We start from the raw sequence: 12,917 nt of genomic DNA, 5'->3' as shown, positions 1-12,917 counted from the left end.
TTCAACGTTGGAAAAGAAAAGGACAGGGCTTCGACAAGCTCAGCCTGAGCGGTTAGAGAGCGTTATGGCTTCCTCGGAAATCGAAGCACTGACCCAGGCGCTGTCGCGCTTGCCGGGCCTTGGCCCGCGTTCGGCGCGGCGCGCGGTGCTGTGGCTGATCAAGCGGCGCGAGACTTCGCTGGTTGGTTTGCTCGAGGCGCTGGAGGCGGTGCGGGCCGGGCTGGTCGAATGCCAGACCTGCGGCAATGTCGATACCACCAACCCTTGCGCGATCTGTGCCGATCCACGCCGCGATCCGCGCCAGCTTTGCGTGGTGGAGGACGTTTCGGACCTGTGGGCGCTCGATCGGGCGCGGCTGTTCACCGGCAGGTACCACGTGCTCGGCGGGCGGCTCTCGGCGCTGGAGGGCGTGCGGCCCGAAGACCTGTCGATCGGCAAGCTGCTCGAACGGGTCAGTCAGGGCGGGATCGACGAGGTCGTCCTGGCGATGAACGCCACGCTGGAGGGCCAGACCACCGCGCATTACATCGCCGAGCGGCTCGAAGGCTATCCGGTGCGGATCACCCAGCTGGCCCATGGCCTGCCGGTGGGGGGAGAGCTTGATTACCTCGACGAAGGGACTTTGGCCCAGGCGCTGCGCGCGCGGCGGCCGATGGGCTGATCGGGTTCACACGAAGACACGAAGAATTCCTATGGTTGAAGCCAGCGCAACCTCGCACTATGTGCCCCTTCATGGCTATCCGCGAAATCCTCGAAGTTCCCGATCCCGTGCTCAAGCAGGTCTCGGCCCCCGTCACCGCGTTCAATGATGAACTGCGCACCCTGGTCGATGACATGTTCGAAACCATGTACGACGCCCCCGGAATCGGGCTTGCCGCGATCCAGGTCGGGGTGCCGCTGCGCGTGCTGGTGATCGATCTCCAGCCCGACGATCCCGATGCCGAGCCGGTGCCGTGCAACCACGACGGCCATCATCACCACCACCAGCCGACGCTGAAGCAGCCGCAGGTCTTCATCAATCCGGAGATCCTCGATCCCTCGGACGATCACGCGGTCTATTCCGAAGGCTGCCTCTCGGTCCCGGAAATCTATGCCGAGGTCGAACGCCCGGCCCGGATCCGCGCCCGCTGGCAGGATCTCGACGGCAAGGTCCACGAGGAAGAGATGGAAGGGCTGATGGCGACCTGCCTGCAGCACGAGATGGACCACCTCGAAGGGATCCTGTTCATCGACCACCTCAGCCGCCTTAAGCGGCAGATGGCGCTGAAGAAGCTGGAAAAGCTGCGCAAGGCGGCTTGATCAGCGAGAGACAACTAACACTCGAATCCACCCCACAGCCGTCACCCTGAACTCGTTTCAGGGTCCATTCCACGGCACCACCGGTGCGCTGTGCCGCAACGAGGACGGGCCGTTGGATCGTTTTCGGCGTCTTCAGGGCTGGCGGCATCATGGACCCTGAAACAAGTTCAGGGTGACGAACGTGGATAGGGGCAAAGTGGGGGCTGGTGTTCTTGCTCCGTTCTGAGTAGGTTGCCGGAATGGACGGACAGATTATCGGCATCGTTTTATTGCTTCTGGGCTTGGCGCTGGGTGCGATGGGCGGCTGGTTCGCCGGTTCGCGGCCCGCTGCGCAGTTGCGCGAGCAATTGGCGGCGAGCGAGACGGAGGGGCGCGATCTGGACGCCCGATTCCGCAAGGCGGTGGCCGATCTTGGCAACGCCTCGATCGAACTCGCCACGCTCAAGGCCAATGCCGCGCATTTTGACGAGCAGAAGGCCGCGCTGCTGACTGCCCAGGAATCCCTAAAGAAGGAATTCGAAGCGGCCGGGGCGAAGATCCTGGCCCAGGCGCGCGAGCAGATGATGGCCGAGGCACAGCAGCGCTTTGCCCATTCGGAAGAGAAGAGCGCCGAGCGGCTGAAGGCGTTGCTGGCTCCGGTCGACCAGCGGCTCAAGTCCTATGAGGAACAGGTCCAGGCGCTCGAGAAGAACCGCGTCGACGCTTTCGGCCAGCTCGCCGGGCTGATCCAGTCGGTCCGCGAAGGGCAGGAAGCAGTCAAGACCGAGGCGGCGCGGCTCGGCAATTCGCTGACCAACGCCCCCAAGGCCCGCGGGCGCTGGGGTGAACGGGCGCTGCAGAACGTGCTTGAGCAATGCGGCCTTAGCGAACACACCGATTTCAATCTCGAACATTCGATGGACACCGACGAAGGCCGGCTCCGGCCCGATGCCATCGTCCATGTTCCGGGGCAGAAGAAGCTGGTGATCGACGCGAAGGTCTCGCTTAACGCTTACCAGGCCGCGTTCGAGTGTAGCGACGATGCCGAGCGCAAGCGCCACCTCGATCTTCATGCCCGCTCGATGCGCGGGCATATCCAGACGCTGGGGGCGAAGGGCTATCAAAGCCAGTTCGAGGAAGCGCCGGACTATGTCGTGATGTTCGTACCGGGTGAGCACTTTGTCGCCGCCGCGCTGGAGAACGATCCGGAGCTGTGGGACTTCGCCTTTCATAACAAGGTTCTGCTGGCCACTCCGACCAATCTGGTGGCGATCGCGCGGACTGTCGCGATGGTCTGGCGGCAGGATGCCCTCGCCAGCGAAGCGCGTGAGATCGGGCGGATCGGCACCGAGATATACGACCGCATCGCCACCGCGTCGGAACACCTGCGACGGGTCGGCGGCGGCCTCGAAAGCGCAGTCAACAACTACAACAAGTTCGTCGGCAGCTTTGAGCGCAACGTCGTCACCAGCGCCAAGCGGCTGCGCGACAAGGGGGTCGAGATCGGCAAACGCGAGATCGAGGATGTACCGCTGGTCGAAGCGGCTCCGCGCCATGCCGAGGGCGGGGCCCTGGCAATCGAGCAGGCCAGCGAGGACGCTGCCGACTAGCGCGGAATAACCTTGCGCAGTTCGGCGACGTGCTTGTCCGAACGGATGCCCAGACGGTTGCCCTCGATGAAGAAGGCCGGCGATGCGCCCAGCAGTTCGGCGACGGCGCGTTCTTGCTCCATCACGCCATCGCAATACATTTGCGTTGAGATCACCGGCCCGACGATCATCCGTCCAGGTTCCAGTTTGAGGTCGCCGCCAAGGCCGTTGCAGCCGACATTGGCGCCAATTCTGCCCGGTCTGATTGTCAGCGATGTCTTGTCCGAAACCGGTGCGCGGCCATCAATCGAAACGAAGGTCCAATCGCTGCCGGGACCTTCCGGCGCGGCATCGGCCACAGTGGTGCAGGCGGCCAGCAAGGGCAGGGCGATGAGCGATGCAAGCTTGATCATGGCTCCGGAAATGCCACCGCGATGCTGATCGCGAGCTGAACGGATTAATCGAGCGCGTCCAGCACTTCGTAAGCCAGCACCGCAGCCGCGACTGCGGCGTTGAGGCTGTCGGCCCGGCCTTTCATCGGCATGGTGACGCGCAGGTCACAGGCCATCTCATAGTCCTCGGGCAGGCCGCGGCTTTCGTTGCCGACCATCACGAAGCATGGTGCCTGATAAGCAGCACCGCGATAGGGCACGGCCTCACGCAAGCTCGCAGCCACAAGCTGGCCCGACCCGGAGCGCAGCCAAGGCAGGAACTCGCCCCACCGCGCCTGGGCGATCCGCTGGGTAAAGACCGCGCCCATGCTGGCCCGGACCGCTTCGGTGCTGAACGGATCGGCGCAATCGTCGATCAGGATCAGCCCGCCCGCGCCCACCGCGTCGCCAGTGCGCAGCATGGTGCCAAGATTGCCCGGATCGCGCAGTGCCTGGGCAACCAGCCAGATCTTCGCGCTGGAACGGTCGATTGCGGCCAGGCCGGTATCGAATTCGGCGAACACCCCGGCGACCGTCTGGGGATTGTCCTTGCCGGTGATCTTGCCGAGGATTTCCGCGCTGGTCTCGATCACTTCGCCTCCGGCGGCGAGCACATCGGCTTCCAGTGCGGCCAGCAGCGGATGGGGATCGCGCTCTTCGGCCATGACAAGCACTTCGGGCAAGTGCCCGCTCTCGCGCGCGTCGGTCAGGAGGCGCAGCCCTTCAGCGAGAAACTTGCCGGCCGCCTTGCGGTGCTTCTTCTCGCGCAAGCTGCGCAGGAACTTGACCGTGGGGTTGGAAAATCCGGTGATCTGGCGGCGTTCAGCCACGCATCAGTCCTCGCCGAAGCCGTCCTTGACCAGGCCGACCAGCTTGGTCAGCGCGGCATCGGCGCCTTCGCCCGAAACAATGATCTCGATCGAATCGCCCTTGGCCGCGCCCAGCATCATCAGCCCCAGGATCGAACCGCCGGCGGCATCGTTGCCATCCTTTTCGACCCGGACCTGGACGACATCACCCAACTTGGTCACCGCATTGACGAACTTGGCGCTGGCGCGGGCGTGCAATCCCCTGTTGTTGACGATTTCAACGCTTTCGCGAGCCTCGCTCATGTTCCCCCAATCCCCGTTGTACTTATGCGTCCTGGCCCAGGAACTCCGAAGCGACCGTAATGTAGTTACGGCCGGCATCGCGCGCCGCCGCGACAGCCTTTTCCAGCGGCATGCAGCCGCGCGCCTTGGCCAGGCGGATCAGCATCGGCAAGTTGATCCCGGCAATCACCTCAACCGTGTTGCGGCGCATCAGCGAAATCGCGAGGTTCGATGGTGTGCCGCCGAACAGGTCGGTCAGGATGATGACCCCCGCACCGGCATCGACCTCTTCGATCGCCGCAGCGATCTCGGCCCGGCGCGCTTCCATGTCGTCATTGGGGCCGATGCAGACGGTGCGAACCGCCTCCTGCCGCCCGACAACGTGCTGCATCGCCGCGACGAATTCCTCGGCGAGCTTGCCATGAGTGACCAGGATCATGCCGATCATGCTGGGTCGAAACTCCAAACGGGGCGGCCGTCGATTCGCGGCGGAAAGTGGCGCAGGGCCATGGCGCGGCTTGGCAGCATGGTCAATGCTTTCCTTCAACGCCATCGGCGGCGCGGGCGCTCAGGTTGCGGTGCACCAGCGAGGGTGAATAGCCCGCTGCGGTCAAGGCTTTGGCCATTTCTTCGGCGGTGAAGACCGAGCGGTGCCGACCGCCGGTGCAGCCGAATGCAATATTGACATAGGCCTTGCCCTGCGCGGCATAGCGCGGCAGCAGGAGCAGGATCAGGTCGCGGATCCGCTCAAACGCCTCGGCAAAGGCGGGATCCTTGCGAATATGCGCGGCGACGGGCGCATCCTGTCCGGTCTGGGGGCGGAGGACTTCGTCCCAGTGCGGATTGTCGAGGAACCGCATGTCGAACACCAGGTCTGCCAGCGGCGGTGTCCCGCGCGAAAAGCCGAAGCTGGTGATGCTCACGGTCGTCCCGCTTGAATCAGAACCCGCAAACCGCTCGCGGATCGCTTGTTGCAGATCGTTGCTGGTAAAACCGCTGGTCGAGATCACCATGTCGGCCCAGCGCCGCAGCGGTTCCATCAGTTCGCGCTCGGCAGCAATCCCACTGGCGGCGGGAAGGTCCTGTGCCATGGGATGGCGGCGGCGGGTTTCGTTGTAACGCCGCTCCAGCTCCTGGCCCGCGCAATCGAGGAACAGCGTGGTCAGTTCAAGGTCCGGGCGATCCGCCAGCTTCTTGACCCGCTCGATCACCTTGGTCGGATCAAACCCGCGGGTGCGCGAATCGAACCCGATGGCGAGCGGCGCCCGCAAGTCTCCCGCCGCGCCGTCGGGGCTGTCGATCAGCCGGCCAAGCAAGCGTATCGGAAAGTTGTCGATCGTCTCCCAGCCCAGATCTTCCAGCACTTTCAACGCGGTGGACTTGCCCGCACCAAGCAGGCCGGTGACCAGCAGCACGCGCTGGCGGGATGGGGCAGGGGATGGAGCAGGCTCAGCCATGATCGCCAAGACTAGATGGGGCTTGCCGAACAGAATGTGAAGGCTTGGCCTGCGCCTGTCCCCAAGCGGCACGGATGATCATGGCAAGCCAAACCGATGCAGCGCCAGTTCGGCCTTGAGCGCGAGCACTTCTCCCCCTGGCCACAAGCGTACCAGTGGGAGCGCGCTTCCGCCCAGGGCATAGTCCTCGGCTGCCTCGATGAACCGCGGTGCGTCGGGATCGAGCCGGAGCACGAGTGCAACCGGCGTGGCGTTGGCGACGGGAAATTCCAGCAACCCGAGATTGCGGACTTCGATCAGCCCAGCGATGTGGGGCGGAGGGCTGGCGATCAGATGGCCATCCACCGCTTCCAGCCGAACTCCGTCATCACCGACCAGCACCGCGCCGCGATCGATCAGCGCGAGCGCAAGACTGGATTTGCCGCTGCCCGGTGCCCCCTCGATCAGCACCGCGCGGCCCTGAATGGCAACGCAACTGGCCTGGTGCAGCAGGCTCACTCCTCGTCCTCGTCGGCCAGGGCTGGCAGTACCAGAACCAGGCACGCGCCGGTCAGGCCATCGGGGCGATCGGTCGCGGCAAGGCTGCCGTCATGGGCTTCGGCGATGGTGCGGGCGATTGCCAGGCCAAGTCCGGAGTGATTGCCGAAGTCTTCCTCGGCCGGGCGCAGCGAATGGAACCGGTCGAACACCTTGGTTCGCGCATCGAGCGGGATGCCCAGACCCTGGTCGATCACGCTCAGCACGATCCGGTCTTCGTCGCGCTCGAGCAGGATCCGCACCTCGCCATCCTCGGGCGAGAACGAGACCGCGTTGTCGAGCAGATTCTCCAGCACCCGCGCGAGCTGGGCCGCATCGCCGGGGACATCCCAAGGGCCGCCGCCGTGGCTGGCGAGGCGCAGGTTCCTTCCGCGATTTTCCCCGCGTTCGTCGCGGGCGCGGATCAGCGATTCCGCCAGGCCGTGAAGGTCGACTGGCTCGAACTGGGTCCGGCTAAGTTCTGCGTCGATCCGGCTGGCCTCGGCGATTTCGGTGACCAGCCGGTCGATCCGCCGCACATCGTGCGCGGCGATCTTGGTCAGTTCGGCCCGCAGGTTTTCGTCCTTGACCTTTTCAAGCGATTCCACCGCCGAGCGGAGCGAGGCCAGCGGATTCTTGATCTCGTGCGCGACATCGGCGGCAAAGCTTTCCACCGCGTCGATCCGGCGCCGCAGCGCGACGCTCATGTCGGACAGCGCGCGGGCCAGCAGCCCTATCTCGTCACCGCGTTCGGGGAGGCGCGGAACCTCGACCGCGCGGTCGCGGCCCAACCGCACCCGCACCGCCGCGCGGACCAGCGCGCGCAGCGGCTGGACGATCGTGCGAGCCAGGAACAGCGAAAGCTGGATCGAGATCAGCAGGGTTACCGCCAGGACAATCGCGAGGGTGCTGCGGGCGTCGCGGACCGCCTGGGTGATATCCGGCGCATTGCGGGTAGAGAGCAGCATGGTGCCGTCGCGCCCGACCGGAACCGCCGCGTTGATCATCGGGGTTTCGTCCGGCGCCGCGCGCTGGCGGATCACGCTGCCCCCCGATGCGCGCGCCTCGCCAAGTTCCGGCCAGGCGGAAGCGCTCTCGATGTTGGGGTCGCGATAGGGCGCAATCGGGTCGGAGCCGAGCACCCAGTTCATCGCCCGGTCGATCACCCGCGCCGCCTTGATCAGCGCGTCCTGCTGCCTGGGATCGGCGAGCGCGAAGCTGGGGCCGGAAGCAAAGCTGTCCGCCGCCAGTTGCCCATTGGGACCATAGAGCCGCAAGCGCAGCGTCCGGGCTTCGCCAATCCGGGCCATTAGCGCCGGACGTTGGCCCGGCGGGGTGACGGCCAGTCCCTCTGCCGCGATCTGCGCTTCGGCGCTGGCCAGGCGGAACCGCTCCGAAAGCAGCTGGTTGCGGTAGGAATCGAGGTAGAACAGGCTGCCGGCCATCAGCCCCAGCGCGATGATGTTTACCGCCAGGATCCGCACCGTCAGGCTGGTGCGGCGTTTCCAGCTTGGACGCGGACGGAACTCAACCATCGGCGAAGGAATACCCGGCGCCGTAAAGCGTCTCGATCGCTCCGAACTGCGGATCGACCGCACGGAACTTGCGGCGCAGACGTTTGATGTGGCTGTCGATCGTCCGATCGTCGACAAACACGTCGTCGCTGTAGGCCGCGTCCATCAACTGGTTGCGGCTCTTGATCACACCAGGGCGCAGCGCCAGCGCCTCGAGGATCAGGAATTCCGTGACGGTCAGCGATACTGGCTTGCCGCCCCAGTTCACCCGGTGGCGGGTCGGGTCCATCTCAAGCCGCCCGCGCTGGATCGTGGCGGCAGCTTCGGGCTCGGCCGGTTCGGCCTCGGCTTCGGAGCGAACCAGTTCGGCCCGGCGCAGGATCGCGCGAATCCGGGCGATCAGCAGGCGCTGGCTGAACGGCTTGGCGATATAATCGTCCGCGCCCATGGCCAGGCCCAGCGCTTCGTCCGGTTCCTCGTCCTTGCTGGTCAGGAAGATCAGCGGAAGGGCGCTTTTGGCACGAAGCTTCTGCAACAGTTCCAGCCCGTCCATCCGCGGCATCTTGATGTCGCACACCGCCAGATCCGGCGGGTTCTCCAGCAAGGCCTTCAGCGCGGTTTCGCCATCCGAATAGACCCGCGTTGCAAAGCCTTCTGCTTGCAGCGCGATCGAGACGGTTGTCAGGATATTGCGATCGTCATCGACCAGGGCGATGACTTGCTGCGGCGACACGGAAGAGGGAGCGGCGGGATCGGCCATGGCTGCGGGTCAGGAATCGCTTTCACCGGCTGCGGGGCGGGTCTGCGGGACTAGCCGCTTATGGCGAGCCGCACAATCGGCATGAAAGCGCAGCTCTGGGGGTGAATACATTAGGTTTTGCGCAAGGTGCGAAGGCTATTTGACGGAATCGGGCCGCACCGCTATGCGCGCCCCTGACCGCCTTTGCATTCGTATGCGGGGCCGCTGCCAGCCTATCGGGACACCACCCGGCAGCGTACTCGCATCATCATTCGGAGAAGATCTTGACCGCTCCCCTGTCGTTCTCGCTTGCCCAGCAGGGCCTGGAAACTCTGGCCACGATCCACGCCAATTTCGGCACTGCGGCGCTGGTCGAGCAGGCAATCGCGCGGGGCGAGGGCAAGCTGACCCGCCATGGCGCGCTGCTGGTCGATACCGGCAAGTTCACCGGGCGCAGCGTCAAGGACAAGTTCATCGTCCGCGATGCAGTGACCGAAAGCACGATCAACTGGGGCGCGATCAACCAGCCGATGGCCGAGGCCCACTGGGCCAACCTGAAAGCCGATTTCCTGGCCGCGCTGGCCGGTCAGCAGGAGCTGTTCGTGGCTGACCTGTTCGGAGGATCGCAGCCCGAATACCGGGTCAATGTCCGGGTCATCAACCAGATGGCCTGGCACAACCTGTTCATCCGCACGCTGCTGGTTCGCCCCACGGCGGACGAGCTGGCTGGCTTCGTTCCTGAATACACGATCATCAACCTGCCCAGCTTCAAGGCCGATCCCGAGCGTCATGGCTGCCGCAGCGACACGGTGATCGCGGTCAACTTTACTGAGAAACTCATCCTGATCGGCAACACCGAATATTCGGGAGAGATGAAGAAGGGCGTGTTCGGCCTGCTCAACTTCCTGCTGCCTGCGCAGGGCGTGATGCCGATGCACTGCAGTGCCAACATCGGGCCCGATGGCAAGAGCGCGATCTTCTTCGGCCTTTCGGGCACCGGCAAGACCACCCTTTCCGCAGACGCCAGCCGCACGCTGATCGGCGATGACGAGCATGGCTGGTCGGACCAGGCCGTGTTCAACTTCGAAGGCGGTTGTTATGCCAAGATGATCAACCTCTCGGCCGAGGGCGAGCCTGAGATCTACGCCACGACGAAGATGTTCGGCACGATCCTCGAAAATGTCACGATGGACGAGGACACCCGCGAGCTCGACTTCACCGACGGCAGCAAGACCGAGAATACCCGAGGGGCCTATCCGATCGAATTCATCCCGAACGTTTCGGAAAAGAACCTCGGCCCGGCGCCCTCGAACGTGATCATGCTGACCGCCGATGCCTTTGGCGTGCTGCCGCCGATCGCCCGGCTGACCGCCGACCAGGCGATGTATTATTTCCTTTCGGGCTACACCGCCAAGGTCGCCGGCACCGAAATCGGCGTGACCGAGCCCGAGGCCACTTTCTCGACCTGCTTCGGCGCCGCCTTCATGCCGCGCCATCCCAGCGTTTACGGCAACCTGCTGAAAGAGCGGATTGCCCGCGGCGGAGCGCAGTGCTGGCTGGTGAACACCGGCTGGTCGGGCGGTAAGGCAACGATGCCGGGGATCAAGCGCATGCCGATCAAGGCGACCCGCGCGCTGCTCAATGCCGCGCTCGACGGCAGCCTCAACGATGCGGAGTTCCGCAAGGATCCGAACTTCGGCTTCGAAGTTCCGGTCAACGTTCCCGGTGTCGATCCCCAGTTGCTCGACCCGCGCCAGACCTGGGCCGATCCGCAAGCCTATGATGCGACCGCGCAGGAACTGGTCGGCAAGTTCATCGAGAATTTCGCGCAATTTACCGATTACGTCGACCAGGGCGTGCTCGATTCGGCCCCAAAAGCCGCCTGATTGACCCGGAAGTTCCGGGTCGCCATAGACCCGGAGCTTCCGATCATAACCGACCATCCGATCCGATTTTTTGACAGCGAAGAGGCCATTCGCCGCGTGGGCGAAGGGCTGCTCGCTCGCACCTTGCCCAAAGCCGAGTGGACCCACGAGGCGCATCTGGCCGCGTGCCTGTGGCTGCTGCGCGACCGCCCCGATATCGTGCCCGAACGCGACCTGCCGGGGATCATCCGCAGCTACAACGAGGCCGTGGGCGGAGTGAACGATGATAGCCAAGGCTACCACGAGACCCTGACCCAGCTCTACATTCGCGGGATAAAGGCTTTCCTCTCTAGCACGAACGATACCGGCCTAATCGAGGCGGTCAATGCGCTGCTGGCCAGCGACATGGCGCCGCGTGGTTGGCCGCTGCGTTTTTACAGCCGCGAACGCCTGTTCTCGGTTGAAGCACGGCGCGGCTGGGTGGAGCCCGACCTGTCAGCGATTTCGGTTTGAAGAATCGGCGTAAAGGCGCAAGACTGCGTCCTTCACCATGCAAGGAGTCGCACGATGGGCATGCTTGACGGAATTTTGGGACAGCTTGGCGGATCGGACGTTGGCGGTCTGGCCGAGAAATTCGGACTGCCGCCGGAACTGGCGGAAAAGGCCGTGGCCGCGCTTGGCCAGAGCCACGCCGAACCGGGCGATACGATTGCCGGGGCAGCAGCCAAGACCGGGCTTGATCCGGCGACGCTCAGCCAGATGGCCCAGCAACTGGGCGGCGAAGGCGGCCTGGGCAAGCTATCCGAAATGCTTCAGGGCAATTCGGCGCTTTCGGGGCTGACTGGGATGCTCGATCGGGATGGCGACGGCAATCCACTCAACGATATCGCCGGGATGGCCAGCGGGCTGTTCGGCAAGAAGTAGCTACATCCTTCGCTTGTCATGCTGCGCCAATCCCCGCTATGGATTGATTGTGAACGTTCACATACATTGCATTGAGGGAATTGCGCAGCATGGCAGCGATCAGGTTTGGAATTGCGTTGGCGTTGAGCGCATTTGCCGCCGGGTGCGGTGACGACAGTAGCGCGAGCGGCATTGTTGAACCGGTGCCGACGCCTTTTCCTGCACCAAGCCCCAGTCCAACTCCCACACCGACGGCCACGTCCGGTATGCGGCTGGTTTTTGCTGACGAGTTCAACACGCCAGAGCTCAATCGAACACTATGGAATGTCGAGGGGCCTGACTTCTGGGTCAACAACGAAGTTCAGGCCTATGTCGACAGCGCTGAGACGATCAGTGTTACAACTCCGGTCGGAGCTGATGGCGGGGCGCTGACGCTGCGGCCAGTTTACAAGCCTGGGTTCTTGACGCCTACCGGACGAAAAACCGACTTCGTTTCGGGACGGATCAACACCAGCGAAAATTTCGATATCACCTACGGCAAGATTGAAGCACGGATCCGTATACCGGATGCTACCGGCGCTTGGCCGGCTTTCTGGATGCTCGGCTATGGCACTTGGCCCGATAGCGGCGAAATCGACATCATGGAAAATGTCGGAGACAAGGGCTGGACCAATGCGGCAATCCATGGCCCGGGTTATTCCGGCAATACGCCTTTGGTGCAGCGGCAGAATTTCCCAGCGGGCCAAGATGCAACCGGATGGCACGTCTACAGTGTGGAGCGTGGCATTGATACGATCGTTTTTTCGGTCGATGGCCGCGAATACTATCGCGTCACCCGCGCGATGGTTCAGGCGCATGGAGCCTGGCGCTTTGATCGGCGGCAGTATCTGATCCTGAATTTCGCTCTGGGGGGCGTCTATCCCAATGCTGTCAATGCCGTGACCACCCCCTATTTCGGCATGCCGCAAGCGACCGCTGATCGGATTGTCCGGGGCGAGATTTCAATGGAAGTGGACTGGGTCCGGGTTTGGGAAGCATCCTGATCCGAGCCTCGCCGGTGCAGCTTCTGCTGACCGCTTTGTTTAAGCAAAAAGGGCTCCGGACCGTTTGGTCCGGAGCCCTTTTTGTATAGGCTGGCCTGCTCAGTCGAGCATGCTCGCCGGAACCCGGCCGCCGTTTTCGGCCAGGCCCTTCATCACCGCCTTGTGCAGCGCGATGTTTTCCTCGGCGCTGCCCGAATAGTCGGCATCGCCGAGTTCGTGCGCCAGTGCCTTACGGTTTTCATAGCTGGCATCGATCCCGACCAGCTTCATCAGATCGACAATCGAGCTCTGCCAGTTAAGCCCGTCCGCCCCCGGCAAACCGCTCAGGACCGCTTCGACATCGACCGGCTCGGGTGCCGGAGCGGCTTCGGCCATTGGGATCGCCGGAGCATCGGCGGGCGGCGTGGCGGCTTCGGCCTTTTTGCCAAAGATCGCGTCCTTGATCTTGCTGAAGAACGACATGTCCAAACTCCTGTTTATGCGTTGCGACT

At 63.9% G+C, this 12,917-nt stretch carries 17 protein-coding genes; 7 read left to right on the top strand and 10 right to left on the bottom strand.

Annotated elements, in window-relative coordinates:
* The first annotated feature begins 64 nt into the window (after positions 1 to 64).
* The 3 genes from recR to B2V17_RS08775 all read left to right on the top strand — a co-directional run bounded on the left by recR (position 65) and on the right by B2V17_RS08775 (position 2,888).
* On the top strand, positions 65 to 661 hold the full coding sequence (gene recR, locus B2V17_RS08785; protein ID WP_292996963.1) for a recombination mediator RecR: 597 nt from the start codon (positions 65 to 67) through the stop codon (positions 659 to 661).
* A 71-nt stretch (positions 662 to 732) separates the two neighbouring features.
* Positions 733 to 1,299 carry a peptide deformylase gene (gene def / locus B2V17_RS08780; protein ID WP_292996962.1) on the top strand — a complete coding sequence of 189 codons (567 nt, stop codon included), beginning with the start codon at positions 733 to 735 and terminating at the stop codon, positions 1,297 to 1,299.
* A gap of 239 nt (positions 1,300 to 1,538) precedes the next feature.
* On the top strand, positions 1,539 to 2,888 hold the full coding sequence (locus tag B2V17_RS08775; RefSeq protein WP_292996961.1) for a DNA recombination protein RmuC: 1,350 nt from the start codon (positions 1,539 to 1,541) through the stop codon (positions 2,886 to 2,888).
* Here B2V17_RS08775 and B2V17_RS08770 read toward each other — a convergent pair.
* The 8 genes from B2V17_RS08770 to B2V17_RS08735 all read right to left on the bottom strand — a co-directional run bounded on the left by B2V17_RS08770 (position 2,885) and on the right by B2V17_RS08735 (position 8,636).
* Complete coding sequence (locus B2V17_RS08770) at positions 2,885 to 3,280, bottom strand: META domain-containing protein (RefSeq protein WP_292996960.1); 396 nt, start codon at positions 3,278 to 3,280, stop codon at positions 2,885 to 2,887. The genes B2V17_RS08775 and B2V17_RS08770 overlap by 4 nt on opposite strands.
* A gap of 44 nt (positions 3,281 to 3,324) precedes the next feature.
* Positions 3,325 to 4,128, bottom strand: coding sequence for a TrmH family RNA methyltransferase (locus tag B2V17_RS08765; protein ID WP_292996959.1), 804 nt, complete (start codon positions 4,126 to 4,128; stop codon positions 3,325 to 3,327).
* Between the two features lie 3 nt (positions 4,129 to 4,131).
* A complete protein-coding gene (locus B2V17_RS08760) occupies positions 4,132 to 4,410 on the bottom strand; it encodes an HPr family phosphocarrier protein (protein ID WP_292996958.1) in 279 nt (92 codons plus the stop codon).
* A 22-nt stretch (positions 4,411 to 4,432) separates the two neighbouring features.
* Positions 4,433 to 4,837, bottom strand: a complete 405-nt coding sequence (locus B2V17_RS08755; RefSeq protein WP_292996957.1) for a PTS sugar transporter subunit IIA — start codon at positions 4,835 to 4,837, stop codon at positions 4,433 to 4,435.
* Positions 4,838 to 4,919: 82 nt separating this feature from the next.
* Complete coding sequence (gene rapZ, locus B2V17_RS08750) at positions 4,920 to 5,846, bottom strand: RNase adapter RapZ (protein ID WP_292996956.1); 927 nt, start codon at positions 5,844 to 5,846, stop codon at positions 4,920 to 4,922.
* A 78-nt stretch (positions 5,847 to 5,924) separates the two neighbouring features.
* Positions 5,925 to 6,344, bottom strand: coding sequence for an HPr kinase/phosphorylase (locus B2V17_RS08745; protein ID WP_292996955.1), 420 nt, complete (start codon positions 6,342 to 6,344; stop codon positions 5,925 to 5,927).
* Positions 6,341 to 7,897: a sensor histidine kinase gene (locus B2V17_RS08740; RefSeq protein ID WP_292996954.1), complete on the bottom strand. Its 1,557-nt coding sequence runs from the start codon at positions 7,895 to 7,897 to the stop codon at positions 6,341 to 6,343. Before B2V17_RS08740 ends, B2V17_RS08745 begins: the two co-directional genes overlap by 4 nt.
* Positions 7,890 to 8,636 carry a response regulator transcription factor gene (locus B2V17_RS08735; protein ID WP_292996953.1) on the bottom strand — a complete coding sequence of 249 codons (747 nt, stop codon included), beginning with the start codon at positions 8,634 to 8,636 and terminating at the stop codon, positions 7,890 to 7,892. The genes B2V17_RS08740 and B2V17_RS08735 overlap by 8 nt, the downstream gene beginning before the upstream one ends.
* Before the next feature lie 263 nt (positions 8,637 to 8,899).
* On the opposite strand from B2V17_RS08735, the gene B2V17_RS08730 reads away from it, so the two are divergent.
* Genes B2V17_RS08730 through B2V17_RS08720 form a run of 3 tightly spaced genes read left to right on the top strand, consistent with a single transcriptional unit; the run spans position 8,900 to position 11,404 of the window.
* Positions 8,900 to 10,501, top strand: coding sequence for a phosphoenolpyruvate carboxykinase (locus tag B2V17_RS08730; protein ID WP_292996952.1), 1,602 nt, complete (start codon positions 8,900 to 8,902; stop codon positions 10,499 to 10,501).
* Positions 10,502 to 10,993, top strand: a complete 492-nt coding sequence (locus B2V17_RS08725; protein WP_414690787.1) for a hypothetical protein — start codon at positions 10,502 to 10,504, stop codon at positions 10,991 to 10,993.
* Between the two features lie 54 nt (positions 10,994 to 11,047).
* Entirely contained in the window at positions 11,048 to 11,404 is a 357-nt protein-coding gene (locus tag B2V17_RS08720; RefSeq protein ID WP_292996951.1) for a hypothetical protein, read from the top strand.
* Between the two features lie 16 nt (positions 11,405 to 11,420).
* Here B2V17_RS08720 and B2V17_RS08715 read toward each other — a convergent pair whose 3' ends face one another.
* A complete protein-coding gene (locus B2V17_RS08715; protein WP_292996950.1) occupies positions 11,421 to 11,642 on the bottom strand; it encodes a hypothetical protein in 222 nt (73 codons plus the stop codon).
* Between the two features lie 7 nt (positions 11,643 to 11,649).
* On the opposite strand from B2V17_RS08715, the gene B2V17_RS08710 reads away from it, so the two are divergent.
* Positions 11,650 to 12,426, top strand: a complete 777-nt coding sequence (locus B2V17_RS08710) for a glycoside hydrolase family 16 protein (protein ID WP_292996949.1) — start codon at positions 11,650 to 11,652, stop codon at positions 12,424 to 12,426.
* Between the two features lie 99 nt (positions 12,427 to 12,525).
* Here B2V17_RS08710 and B2V17_RS08705 read toward each other — a convergent pair whose 3' ends face one another.
* Positions 12,526 to 12,888 carry a DUF3597 domain-containing protein gene (locus tag B2V17_RS08705; protein WP_292996948.1) on the bottom strand — a complete coding sequence of 121 codons (363 nt, stop codon included), beginning with the start codon at positions 12,886 to 12,888 and terminating at the stop codon, positions 12,526 to 12,528.
* Positions 12,889 to 12,917 lie beyond the last annotated feature (29 nt).

It is taken from the genome of Novosphingobium sp. UBA6272 (genome assembly GCF_002440635.1).
In the GTDB taxonomy this organism is placed as follows: domain Bacteria; phylum Pseudomonadota; class Alphaproteobacteria; order Sphingomonadales; family Sphingomonadaceae; genus Novosphingobium.
This window is presented reverse-complemented; position numbering and strand designations above follow the sequence as displayed.

Bases quoted from the DNA above. Each gene is read 5' to 3' on its own strand.
- B2V17_RS08720 (WP_292996951.1), top strand. From the start codon at position 11,048: ATGGGCATGCTTGACGGAATTTTGGGACAGCTTGGCGGATCGGACGTT.
- B2V17_RS08760 (WP_292996958.1), bottom strand. From the start codon at position 4,410: ATGAGCGAGGCTCGCGAAAGCGTTGAAATCGTCAACAACAGGGGATTG.
- B2V17_RS08735 (WP_292996953.1), bottom strand. From the start codon at position 8,636: ATGGCCGATCCCGCCGCTCCCTCTTCCGTGTCGCCGCAGCAAGTCATC.
- B2V17_RS08740 (WP_292996954.1), bottom strand. From the start codon at position 7,897: ATGGTTGAGTTCCGTCCGCGTCCAAGCTGGAAACGCCGCACCAGCCTG.
- rapZ (WP_292996956.1), bottom strand. From the start codon at position 5,846: ATGGCTGAGCCTGCTCCATCCCCTGCCCCATCCCGCCAGCGCGTGCTG.
- B2V17_RS08705 (WP_292996948.1), bottom strand. From the start codon at position 12,888: ATGTCGTTCTTCAGCAAGATCAAGGACGCGATCTTTGGCAAAAAGGCC.
- def (WP_292996962.1), top strand. From the start codon at position 733: ATGGCTATCCGCGAAATCCTCGAAGTTCCCGATCCCGTGCTCAAGCAG.
- B2V17_RS08775 (WP_292996961.1), top strand. From the start codon at position 1,539: ATGGACGGACAGATTATCGGCATCGTTTTATTGCTTCTGGGCTTGGCG.
- B2V17_RS08770 (WP_292996960.1), bottom strand. From the start codon at position 3,280: ATGATCAAGCTTGCATCGCTCATCGCCCTGCCCTTGCTGGCCGCCTGC.
- B2V17_RS08710 (WP_292996949.1), top strand. From the start codon at position 11,650: ATGCGGCTGGTTTTTGCTGACGAGTTCAACACGCCAGAGCTCAATCGA.
- B2V17_RS08755 (WP_292996957.1), bottom strand. From the start codon at position 4,837: ATGATCGGCATGATCCTGGTCACTCATGGCAAGCTCGCCGAGGAATTC.
- recR (WP_292996963.1), top strand. From the start codon at position 65: ATGGCTTCCTCGGAAATCGAAGCACTGACCCAGGCGCTGTCGCGCTTG.